Consider the following 639-nt stretch of genomic DNA (forward strand, 5'->3'; position numbering starts at 1 on the left):
ATGAGGCGGGAACCAGTCTGTCGGGAGGGCAGCAACAGCGCTTGTGTATTGCGCGTGCTATTGCGGTTAGTCCTGAAGTTATTTTGATGGATGAGCCTTGTTCGGCTCTTGATCCAATTGCAACGGCACGTATTGAAGAACTTATCGATGCATTACGAAAGGATTATACAATCGTCATTGTGACACATTCGATGCAACAGGCAGCACGTGTTTCTCAATATACAGCCATGTTTCATTTGGGGCGTGGGGGAGAAGGTGGGGAAACGGAGGGGATGTTCACCTCGCCAAAAGGGCAACGTACACAGGATTATGTTACAGGACGTTTTGGAGAGGTGAATTGAGGAGTATAGGATATGTCTATGAAACATACTGTTCGTGCTTATGATGCGGAACTAAAATATTTGGAAGAAAAGATTACAGAAATGGGTTGTTACGCGGAAAAAATGATTGAACGTTCTGTTGCGTCAATAGTGTGTAATGATCTTCAGCTTGCTGCTACAGTTATTGCCGATGACTTGTTTTTAGATGAAGCAGAGCGCGACATTGATGAAAAAGCGATTACGATTATTTGCAAACGCCAACCGATGGCTGTTGATCTACGTGAAATTGTTGGTGCTATTCGCATTTCTTCTGATCTTG

Annotated in this window: 2 protein-coding genes; both read left to right on the plus strand. The window is 44.0% G+C overall.

What is annotated here, in order from left to right; genetic code table 11:
- The coding region (locus tag ACFIO5_RS12480) for a phosphate ABC transporter ATP-binding protein (protein WP_375705573.1) at positions 1–341 on the plus strand (341 nt) is incomplete at its 5' end.
- A 12-nt stretch (positions 342–353) separates the two neighbouring features.
- Positions 354–639 (plus strand): phosphate signaling complex PhoU family protein (locus ACFIO5_RS12485; protein ID WP_375705574.1); only part of this gene is annotated, 286 nt, incomplete at its 3' end.

Source organism: Bartonella sp. AA86SXKL (assembly GCF_042196885.1).